The organism is Nitrospirota bacterium (assembly GCA_040757335.1).
In the GTDB taxonomy this organism is placed as follows: Bacteria; Nitrospirota; Nitrospiria; order 2-01-FULL-66-17; family 2-01-FULL-66-17; genus JBFLXB01.
The window spans coordinates 34,216-43,953 of the sequence record JBFLXB010000031.1 but is presented as its reverse complement, the minus strand read 5'-3'; the positions used below and the strand labels follow the sequence as shown (position 1 = coordinate 43,953).

At 63.3% G+C, this 9,738-nt stretch carries 12 protein-coding genes and 1 riboswitch; of the genes, 4 read left to right on the top strand and 8 right to left on the bottom strand.

From position 1 onward, the window contains the following. Nucleotides 1-281: 281 nt before the first annotated feature. The 4 genes from AB1451_14330 to AB1451_14315 all read right to left on the bottom strand — a co-directional run bounded on the left by AB1451_14330 (nt 282) and on the right by AB1451_14315 (nt 2,748). A complete protein-coding gene (locus AB1451_14330; protein MEW6684072.1) occupies nt 282-1,004 on the bottom strand; it encodes a hypothetical protein in 723 nt (240 codons plus the stop codon). A gap of 222 nt (nt 1,005-1,226) precedes the next feature. After that, nucleotides 1,227-1,508, bottom strand: a complete 282-nt coding sequence (locus AB1451_14325) for an XRE family transcriptional regulator (GenBank protein ID MEW6684071.1) — start codon at nt 1,506-1,508, stop codon at nt 1,227-1,229. Next, nucleotides 1,505-1,828, bottom strand: coding sequence for a type II toxin-antitoxin system RelE/ParE family toxin (locus AB1451_14320; GenBank protein ID MEW6684070.1), 324 nt, complete (start codon nt 1,826-1,828; stop codon nt 1,505-1,507). The genes AB1451_14325 and AB1451_14320 overlap by 4 nt, the downstream gene beginning before the upstream one ends. Nucleotides 1,829-1,929: 101 nt before the next feature. Continuing rightward, the gene (locus tag AB1451_14315) at nt 1,930-2,748 is read right to left on the bottom strand and encodes a zf-HC2 domain-containing protein (protein ID MEW6684069.1); all 819 of its coding nucleotides are present in this window, start codon (nt 2,746-2,748) and stop codon (nt 1,930-1,932) included. Nucleotides 2,749-2,795: 47 nt separating this feature from the next. Further along, a riboswitch (cyclic di-GMP riboswitch) is annotated at nt 2,796-2,876 on the bottom strand. A 134-nt stretch (nt 2,877-3,010) separates the two neighbouring features. Between AB1451_14315 and AB1451_14310 the strand changes: the two genes are divergently transcribed. The 3 genes from AB1451_14310 to AB1451_14300 all read left to right on the top strand — a co-directional run bounded on the left by AB1451_14310 (nt 3,011) and on the right by AB1451_14300 (nt 7,392). Then, nucleotides 3,011-3,967 (top strand): AEC family transporter, encoded by a 957-nt coding sequence (locus AB1451_14310; GenBank protein MEW6684068.1) that lies wholly within the window; start codon nt 3,011-3,013, stop codon nt 3,965-3,967. Nucleotides 3,968-4,057: 90 nt separating this feature from the next. After that, the gene (locus AB1451_14305; GenBank protein MEW6684067.1) at nt 4,058-4,984 is read left to right on the top strand and encodes a sugar phosphate nucleotidyltransferase; all 927 of its coding nucleotides are present in this window, start codon (nt 4,058-4,060) and stop codon (nt 4,982-4,984) included. Between the two features lie 371 nt (nt 4,985-5,355). Further along, a complete protein-coding gene (locus AB1451_14300; protein MEW6684066.1) occupies nt 5,356-7,392 on the top strand; it encodes a C1 family peptidase in 2,037 nt (678 codons plus the stop codon). 18 nt (nt 7,393-7,410) lie between these two features. Here the strand turns inward: AB1451_14300 and AB1451_14295 are convergent, their stop codons facing one another. From AB1451_14295 to AB1451_14285, 3 genes are read right to left on the bottom strand one after another with little or no spacing between them, the layout of a single operon-like run. Next, complete coding sequence (locus AB1451_14295; protein ID MEW6684065.1) at nt 7,411-7,881, bottom strand: c-type cytochrome; 471 nt, start codon at nt 7,879-7,881, stop codon at nt 7,411-7,413. A gap of 3 nt (nt 7,882-7,884) precedes the next feature. After that, a complete protein-coding gene (locus AB1451_14290) occupies nt 7,885-8,283 on the bottom strand; it encodes a hypothetical protein (GenBank protein ID MEW6684064.1) in 399 nt (132 codons plus the stop codon). Beyond that, on the bottom strand, nt 8,280-8,612 hold the full coding sequence (locus AB1451_14285; protein MEW6684063.1) for a hypothetical protein: 333 nt from the start codon (nt 8,610-8,612) through the stop codon (nt 8,280-8,282). The genes AB1451_14290 and AB1451_14285 overlap by 4 nt, the downstream gene beginning before the upstream one ends. Nucleotides 8,613-8,894: 282 nt before the next feature. Here AB1451_14285 and AB1451_14280 point away from each other — a divergent pair, with 282 nt between their 5' ends. After that, nucleotides 8,895-9,305, top strand: coding sequence for a PilZ domain-containing protein (locus tag AB1451_14280; GenBank protein ID MEW6684062.1), 411 nt, complete (start codon nt 8,895-8,897; stop codon nt 9,303-9,305). Nucleotides 9,306-9,318: 13 nt separating this feature from the next. On the opposite strand, the gene AB1451_14275 is transcribed toward AB1451_14280, so the two are convergent. Further along, a complete protein-coding gene (locus AB1451_14275) occupies nt 9,319-9,699 on the bottom strand; it encodes a hypothetical protein (GenBank protein MEW6684061.1) in 381 nt (126 codons plus the stop codon). Between the last annotated feature and the right edge of the window lie 39 nt (nt 9,700-9,738).

Below are 9,738 nucleotides of genomic sequence, written 5' to 3'. Positions count from 1 at the left end.
CGTCGTGGAGGCCCTCAGGCCCCCCGGACGGCACACGCTCTCAATGCCTCGCACTCGATCGCTGCCCATGAGCGCTTCCACACCCGGCGTATCGAGGTTAACCGCCATTACTCGGACACACTCCTAGTTCTACCCTGACCAATAACTCTCTAGGTTTTAGCCGTCACAACTCGCTGAATTGTCTGGCGATCCGCAATCGGGTCCACTCCGCTTCAAAAAGAACTGCTTCTGAAATATGACTCTAAAGTTGAACAGCGCACCGATGCGACTCCAATCTGACCCTATGGGAAACCATAGTTCGCCAGATCCTTTGGCGGACAGAGGCTCTTGTACTGCGAAAAATTCGGGGCCGTCCAGGCTACCAATTGGTCAGGTTCGAAGTGCTTCACGAGAAGGCTAACAGCAGTCTCGGTGACCTCCCAGCACCAATATGCAAGAGCATACGAACGTAACTTTGCATTGAACGCATAATCCTCGTCCGGCTTTCCTGTTGTCATTAAGAGGCCCATGTGGTGTAAGCGCAAGAAATCATTCGGAACGTTCCATGGGCTCCCAGTTCCAAATGGCATCGGGTGGACTATCTCGTTTCGAACCTCGATCACGAGTTTGAGATCGTCATTTATCTGGGATAGGTTCAGGCAGTGAGCCCGAGCTAGGGTCGCAATATCAGTAAGTGCGATACGGCCAGCGCCATCCCAGCTACAAAGATACTTATACTTGGTGAGTAGAGTGTCTTTACCTCTTGTCCTAAGAGTTGGATCATAAGTGGACAGATGTGCAAGTGCCTCGTTCAGCCATGATTCGAGCCCGGCGATCAAAAGAACTATGCTTCCAATTGAATGCTTACTCATGTGGTTGTCTAGCGGCGGAGTGGCATTGTCCTTTCGATCCTCCAAGGAGTATTCAAGCATTAGCTTCGCCGCCAAAAGAAGATCCGCGGAAAAAGAGATACCAGTCCCACCGCCGGGATTAGCAAGCCTTTTTATCCTGCCTATTTTTGCCATGGAAAGGACCGAGGCCGACTACACCTGCATCTGTAATGCGTGCCGAAGAGTTTTGTTTTTGGCCCCGCCTCTTTCACGCTTCCAACTGCCTGAGAACCGCGCGCGTAGACGCAGGGCATGACGAGGTTTTTGACCCTGCGGTTGAGGACGAGGCCTCGTGAACGGGGCAGTTCTATCGCGGACTGGTGTGTTGTGTCAATTTGTCGCTACGGGTAGACCTGCCTATGCGGAGCGTTTGACGGTGATCCTCGGTTTCAGTCCCGCAGTGGCGGCCATGTCTACGAGCGTGTCGAGGGAAAACAGGTTGATGCGGCCACGCATCAGGTCGGAGATACGGGGCTGTGTGACGCCGAATTCCTCGGCTGCCTCGCGCTGGGTCCAGCCGGAACGTCGGATCATCTCCGCGAGCTCGATCATCAGGTCTGAGCGAGCGCGCATGCTGGCGGCCGCCTGCGGGGTGTCTTCAATCGCGTCCCAGACGCTTGCGAACCGTTTACTCTTCATCGCAGTCCTTTCAATTCCCTAAAGCGTTTCCGTCCAAGGTCCAGGTCATGCTGGCTGGTGCGCTGGCTTTTCTTCTGAAACGCGTGCAATACGTACACCGCCTCCGTGCGCTGGGCCACATAGAGCACTCGAAAGGCGCCGCTTGTGTCGCGCACGCGAATCTCTCGTACTCCGGGTCCAACGGAGGTCATCGGTTTCCAGTCGTCCGGATCCAGGCCGGGTTGGACGCGTTCGATCTGATAACCGGCCATCCGACGTGCATTCTGCGGAAACGCTCGCAGATCATCGAGCGCGCTGCCGAGAAATGCGACCGGTTTCATCGTATTTCGAATGATACAAGTTCTTGTATGGCCGTGCAAGCCCCGTCAGAGAGATCTAGGCGCTGACAGTAAAACGCGCTGAAGGCGGGCGGCGGACGGGTTTAGGACCCGTCCGCCGTGAGCATGGCGAAGGGCAGGGCGTCGATCGGGGTGGTGCGGCAGGCCACCAGGACGTAGGTGTGGCGGTGGTCGGACCACTGCAGCACCTGGAGGCCTTCGAGGGACGTGGAGTGGAAGAGCGTCTTCTTGAACGTACGGGTCTCGGCATTGGATACCGGAATTTCTCGCGGGGCGGTGATGAGCAGCGACACGGGTGAACCGTTCACCCGGTACGCGAGCACCACGGACGGAATGGGGGCGGTTCGGACATCGGCGCCGTCCAGGCGGACATCGGCCCCGGTATTGGGTGGAATGTGGATGGGGAAAGGCAGCCGGTGTTCGAGCGCGAGCGTGAGGGCTGGAATGTCGGCGCTCTTGATCTGCAACAACGAGGGGTTTTTCATGTACAGGCGATGTGAGGCCAGGGCGATCTTCACCACCTGCGGGACGTGCGGGCGGGGAACGGCGAAAAACAGCGCCAGGAGCGCAAGGGCCGCGAGCATGGCGGGAGACGCGAGCGCCCGCCACCGGCGCCTGGCCTGGTCGAGGCGTTGGACCTCGCGGGACAGCGTGTCATCGACGGCCTGACGCAGCGTGGTTGGGGCGGGGCTCGGAGCCAGGATCGTCGGCAGGAGCGTCAAGAGCTCCTGCTCATCGAGGAGCCGTTCGCGGCACGGGGCGCAATCTTTGAGATGGGTCTGGACGCGCAGGGATTCCTTGATGTCCAGCTCCCGATCCAGGGAGGGGTGCAGGAGCTTGTGAATCTCCGAGCAGTCGTACATCGTTCCCCGCGACAACGACCGCGGGAGCCGAAATAACAAAGCCGGGCTCCCGACAGGCCAATAATCTAGAATCCGACTATTGCCACCTCGGTAGCCCGGCTGTCTTCGCTTCCAGAAGATCCGGTGCTTTGCGTCCTGCCGTCGCCGGCAGTTTGCCCTGATGGAAGGTGTTTGCTACTGTGTCTGCTTTAGATCGAGTCCTTTCCGATGAATGAACCGCGTTCCGTGAACTTTTATTCGTTGCGTATGGTTGGTTTCATAGCACGCGGGAAACAACCGCGTCAAGGCGTCTCGTGAACAGTTGTTTGATATTTGCAACGATTCGCGACGCGTCGAGCTGACCGTGTTCGGCGTGTTGGCGCAAACCGCGGCACTGATCGCGTTCGGTGCGGCGTGGAGAGCGCTCAAGCCGTGGGGAGTCGATCCGAACACGGCGCGGCGCGTGCTGAGCGGCTTGGTCTACGTGCTGTTCCTCCCCGCCTTGGTGCTCGATGTGTTGTGGCGGGCGCCGCTGGGCGCGGACGCGCTCCGTGTGGCGACGGTGGCGGCGATCGGCGTGGTCGCGGGCTTGACCGCGGGTTGGGGGTGGTACCGCGTGCGACCGTCGCCGCGTGGCAGCACCGGCGCGCTGTTGCTGGCCGCCGCGTTCGGCAACGTGACCTACCTGGGGCTCCCGGTGCTGGAGAGCGCGTTCGGGCCTTGGGCGCGCAGCGTGGCCATCCAGTATGACCTGTTTGCGTGCACGCCGTTGTTGTTGACCGTGGGCATCCTGGTCGCGCGGGCCCACGGCCGGTCGGAGGACGCTGAACACCCGTTGCTGGGCTTGGCCAAGGTGCCGGCGCTGTGGAGCGCGCTCGCGGCGGTCGGGCTCGGCGCCTTCCACGTACCGATTCCGGATCCGGTCGGCGACGGGCTCGGCCGGCTCGCCGGCGGCGTGGTGCCGCTCATGCTCATCTCGATCGGTTTGGCGCTGGAGTGGCCCAAAGACTGGGCCGAACGGATGCCGGCGGTTGTTCCGGTCCTGCTGATCCGTTTCCTGATCGCGCCGCTGGTGGTCTGGGGTGCGGCCGGGTTGGTGGGACTTCACGGTGACCTGCTGGGCGCCGTGGTCTTGGAGGCGGCGATGCCGAGCATGGTGCTGGGCGTAGTGATTTGCGATCGCTACGGGTTGGACACCGCCAGGTACGCCATGACCGTGACGGCCTCGACGCTGGCGAGCGTCGTCGTGCTGCCGGTTTGGCATTATCTCATCGTCTAGTTTTACAGAACCTCTTCCCTCGGCTATCCTTCTTCGCTGTTTTTGTCGAACCGATCATTTTTGTTTTCCATCCATCAGACGGGAGGAGTCATGGGCGACGCGGAGGGAGCCACGGTGCGCTGCGGAATTGTGTTGGCGGGGGGAGACGGGCGGCGATTGCAGGCGTTCGTGCGACGGTTGCGAGGCGACGCGTTGCCCAAGCAGTACGTTGACTTCACGGGGACCGGCTCGCTGCTCGAACACACCTTCCGTCGCGCCGAGCGCCTCATCCCGTCGCGCCGTTTGTTCACCGTGGTCAGTCGCGATCACTTGGCGTTCCCCGAAGTGTGGCGACAACTGGCGGATCGTCCGGGCGGGAGCGTGGTGGTGCAGCCCGAAAACATGGACACGGCGCCCGGGCTGCTCTTGCCGCTGGTCAGTATCTGCCGGGTGTACGGAGACGCGACGGTGGCGGTGTTTCCCTCGGACCATGCGATCGCGAACGACGAGGCGTTTATGGCGCAGGTCGATCGCGCCTACGAGGCGGTCGAGCGCCAGTCGTCTCGTATCGTACTGCTAGCGGTCCCGCCGATCGGTCCCGCGGCGGACTTCGGGTACGTGTTGCCCGGACCTGCGGACTCGGACGGCGTGTGCAGCGTGACGCGGTTCGTGGAAAAGCCCGGGCCTGTTCGGGCCGCGGAACTGATCGAGCGCGGCGGGCTGTGGAACACGTTCGTGATGGTCTTTCGCGCCAGCGTGTTGTGGGAGTATGTGCGGGAAGTGGCTCCGGTGCTCGCCGGGGCGTTCCGTCGCCTCGCGGTCAGCACAGGAACGCCCGCCGAGGTCGACGACGTATACCGAACCGTCCAGCCGCTGAATTTCTCGTCGACCTTTCTTCGGCGGCTCCCCGGGCTCACGCGTCCCGCGCTCGCGGTCATCCCGGTCCGCGGAGCGGGGTGGACCGACTGCGGGGTGGAGGCGAGGCTGCAGGAGGTGATTGATAGTGCCTCCGCGGCTCCGCTCCCGCTCTGCGCCTAGCCAGGCTGCTGAAAAAGCCCATCTGCTGCGTTCTCGGTCCTTAAGGTGCCACGGCCGCCTCACCGTCTCGGCGGCGCTCGTAGCATGGCGCCACTTCTTCGTGGCGCCACTCGCCTCACGTACGACCGCAATCCCCCGGGAACGCTTCGTACCTCCAGGGAATTCCCAGTACGCTGCGGTTTCCTCCTCCCTGCGGCCTTGCATCTGGGCTTTTTGAGCAGCCTGAAAGGGCCACCCCTCCGTCGCTGGAGATATTCCAGGCCGAAATAATCGTGCTTGACTTCGCAATCCGCCTTTGCTAATGCTCTTGCCGCTACCTGCCGTGGGTGTGCGACTCATCGCCGGCTCGTTCCACCTGGAAAAGGAGTCCCATGGCCGCCAAACACCGTTCTGCGTCGGCTCGATCCCGCTCCCGCCCCGCTCGAGCGGCCGCGCGGGGCGCGAGGTCGCGAGTGGAGACCCCGCCGTCCTCGGGGCAGCGAACGGGACGGCTCCTCGACGCGTTTCCGGATCGCGTCGACGTCCGTGACTGGTTCTATCAGCCCCGCCTGATTCCGCTTCCCGACCAATTGATCAATTGCGACCTCGTGCCTGAGATCCTGGATCAAGGCGCCGAAGGCGCTTGCACCGGCTATGCGCTGGCGGCGGTGATCAATTTCCTGCTGCACCAGCGAAAGGTGGTCAGGCGCGTCAGTCCTCGGATGTTGTACGAGCTGGCGCGGCGATACGACGAGTGGCCGGGTGAACAGTACGAAGGCTCGTCGGCCCGCGGCACCATGAAAGGGTGGGTGCGCCACGGGGTGTGCGCCGAGCGCTCCTGGCCCAAAGACCGGCGCGGCGTGCACCACTTCACGCCGGAGATCGCGACCGAAGCGCTCGCAACGCCGGGCGGCGCGTATTATCGCGTGATGCACCGCCAGGTGCGCGACATGCACGCGGCGCTGAACGAAGTCGGGATCCTGTACGCGACCCTCATGGTGCACGGGGGGTGGGACCGGCCGGGCCCGCGCACGGTGAAGCTTTCGTACCGATCGGGCGGGATGGTGCGGCAACGCGAACTGCCCGTGATCGCCCGGAAAGGGCGGGCCGACAGCGGTCATGCGGTGGCCATCGTCGGGTATACCGGGCAGGGGTTCATCGTCCAGAACTCCTGGGGGCGCAAGTGGGGCGCCGACGGATTCGCGCTGCTGCCGTACGAAGACTACCTCTTGCACGCGACCGACGTGTGGGTGGCGCAACTCGGCGTTCCGGTGGCGGTGGATCTGTGGGCCGCCGGGGAGACCGACACCACCGAAGGGATGCAGCGCGCCAGCCAGGCCATTCCGTTGGCGACGATCCGACCCTTCGTCATCGACGTGGGGAACAACGGGGAATTGTCCACCTCGGGGTCGTACTGGACCACTGAACAGGACCTCGCGCGCCTCTTCGAGGCGGTCATTCCCGGCGCCACGAGGACGTGGTCCAAGCGTCGGGTGCTGCTCTACCTCCACGGCGGGCTCAACGACGAGCAGGCGGTCGCGAGACGGATCGTGGCCTTTCGGGACGTGCTGCTGGCCAACGAGATCTATCCGCTCCACGTGATGTGGGAGTCGGGGATCGTGGAGGCCCTCAGCGGAATGATCCGCGATTTGTTCACGGATGTCGATGAGCGAGCCGGGGCCGCGGAGTGGATGCACCGCCTGCGCGACGGTCTGCTCGAGGCCAAAGACCGGTCGGTGGAGCTGACCGCAGCCGTGCCCGGCACCGCGCTGTGGAACGAGATGAAGGAAAACGCGCGTCTCGCCTCCGAGCATCCCGCCAAGCGGGGAGGCATGCAGATGTTGGCGCGTCACGGCCAGGCCGCGTTGAAACGCGCCGGCGAATCCGAGCGGCGCCGCTGGGAACTCCACGTGGTCGGGCACAGCGCCGGAAGTATTTTTGCCGCGCACGCCCTGCCCCACTTGATCGGGTTGGGCGTGCCGGTCAAGAGCGTGCACTTCATGGCGCCCGCGATCACCGTGGCGCTGTTCAAGCGACTGGTGTTGCCCTTTATCCGGGAGGGCCGGTGTCCGGTCCCGAGCCTGTTTCTGCTGGGGGACGAGGCCGAGCGGAGCGACTCGGTCGGGCCCTACGGAAACTCGTTGCTGTACCTGGTCAGTAACGCCTTCGAAGGGCGACGCGGAGTCCCGATCCTCGGGATGGAGAAGTTTCTCGGGGCCGACGAGGAGGTCCATCGATTGGTCCAACGTTCGGTCGGAGGGCTACCGGCGCTGGTGATCGCCGGGCGCGGACAGGGAGCAGCCAGTATGTCGCGCAGCACCACCCACGAAGGGTTCGACAACGACCCCTTCACGCTGAATTCGATCCTGCGTCGGATTCTCGGCGGAGAACCCGCGCGGGCCTTTACCGCTCGCGATGTTCAGTACTAAGGGAGGACCGGCGGGCGGCTATCCCACGCTCTTAGTAGGGAGCGTTCGGATGAACAGGATGACCTTCCACGCCTCTTCCTCGGTGATCACCGATGGGGAGTAGGAGAACATGCGCGTGCCCGGGCTTCCGTTGCGGATGACCCAGAACATTTCCCCGTCGGTGCGGAGTTCGTGGAACTGGGGATTGGTGAAATTGCGCGGTTTGGGGTTGAGTTCCAAACCGGCTGGCCCATCGCCGCGGCCCGTTGTCCCGTGACAGGTGAAGCACGTGCCTTTGGTCTGGTAGATCCGCTCTCCTTCGAGCAGGACCTGGTCGCTGACGGGGATGGGATTCACCAGGTTCTTGGCTTCGGCCGGCGCGCGTGGGATGGTGATGTCGCGCTCACCGGGGCGTGACGCCGGCTGGTCCGGTCCGATCAACAACAACAGGTAGATGACCGCGGAAAAGACGACGAAGACCACGAATAGTTGGTACACGGCCTTGGACACGGATCACGCCTCCTCTGGACCCCGAATCATGGTTTTCCACCGCGGTGGCCCTTCGGTCTCCCAGTTTTTGGTGGATAGGAAGTTGATACCGTGGTACAGGTTCAACTTGAATTTGCCCCCTCCGTACCGTTGGCTCAGGAAGCCCTTGACGTCGGTTACCTCACAGACGTCGAGCGCCGGGAACGTATCGATCCAATGAAACGTCACCACCATTCCGACCCGCTCCTGGGCGAGCACCTTGACAGTCGACGCGTCCACCAATGACGCCAAGGCCTCTTTCATTTCGTTTTCGGTGGGCATACCCTTGATGGCCGCGTGAGAAAACTTCTTGACGTGTTCTTTGTAGAGCTCCCAGGTGAGGCCGGTATACAGCTTGTCGCTGTGCACCACCGGGGGAATCACTCGGGCCGGACGCCCAGGTGCGGGTCCACCGGCATAGGGGTTTGGCACTGCGGGCACTTCACATAGACGATATTGTCGAACAGTCCAATGCTATAATGGTGGCGGAACACGTCGTAGGTCGCGCCGCACTTCTTGCAGGTCGCGACGCTCTGATCCAACAGACGCTCCACCGTCGCACGAAGCGACTCCAGTTCCTGACGGGTCCGCTGTAATTCGCGATGGAGCTCCTGGAGCAGCGCCTCTTGTTCGGCGACGCGCTGTTCCAGGGTCCGGTGGTGAGCGCTGGGCGCTTGGTGTTGTCCTGGTGTCAAATGGTCGGTAGTTGCCATGGGGATCCGTTGGTATGCGTGACAGTGGTCCTTGATCCAACCGGCGGATGATACACGGTTTGCCCGGCCGGAACAAGCCTTCTCCCCGCGGCTGGGTTGTGATATGCTGGCCCGACCTCGACTCCAAGACGCGGTGGTCTCCCCAAGGGGCGCCGCGCAGATGCGAACGATTGTGTGGGGGCTTCGGCGGTAGGCCGACCAGTGCCCGTTGGCGGAACGGGCAGGTCCCTTCGCGCTCAGCGAAGCGCCGGGACCAGCGATTCTCATGATGAGGGGGAAGGTATGATTACGGAAAAACGAACGGCGCGTCGCGTCACGCTTACGGGCACGACGCTGGTTATCCCGGGGTCGGGAGGCCGCGCGTTGACGGCGGTGGTCACCAACGTGAGCTCGACGGGCGCCGGGTTGCGGGTACCGGAGGCCATCCCGCCGAACGAGGCGGTCACCGTCACGATGGCGTTTCTCGATCAGGCGGGGACCCCGACCCAGGAAAAGCTGTCGGGGATGGTCGCGTGGCTGGCGCCGTCACCGCGAGGGTTCCTGGTGGGATTGACGTGGAGTCACCCCATCGATCCTGACACGCACCCTGCGCTGGCCGCCTACGTGGCGCCTCCGCCGCCGACCACGCCGACGCGCCCGGCCGCTCAGCCGGCCAAACGGCGATCGGCGCGGACCGCACGGTCTCGGCGCTGACGTCTCCGATCAGCTAGCGACGGCAGACCAGCAGCTTGTCGCCGTTCTTGAAGACGACCTGAATCTTGTCCCCGGCGAGTAGATGCGTCACCACCCCCAGCCCGAACGTCGGGTGTTCGATCACGTCGTTGGGCCTGAAGATACCGGACACCGAGTAGGGTCGGCTCTTGCGGCCGGCCGTCACGGCGAGCAGCCGCTCGTACGTGACCTCGTGCGCGAGCGCCGCGGCCGCTTTGGCGCTTCGCCGAGCTTTCAGGGGGGGACTGGATGGAGAGGCGTGATGACGATGGACGGCTCCGCAACGGCGGCACTTGATGGCCACGCGCAAGGGTCTGATGCCCGCGCCCGCGAACCGCGCGACGATCTGTTCACACGTGGAACATGTCCCGGACACGGGCTCCGCCGTTATCGGGGGTGTGACCTGAGAAGCCGT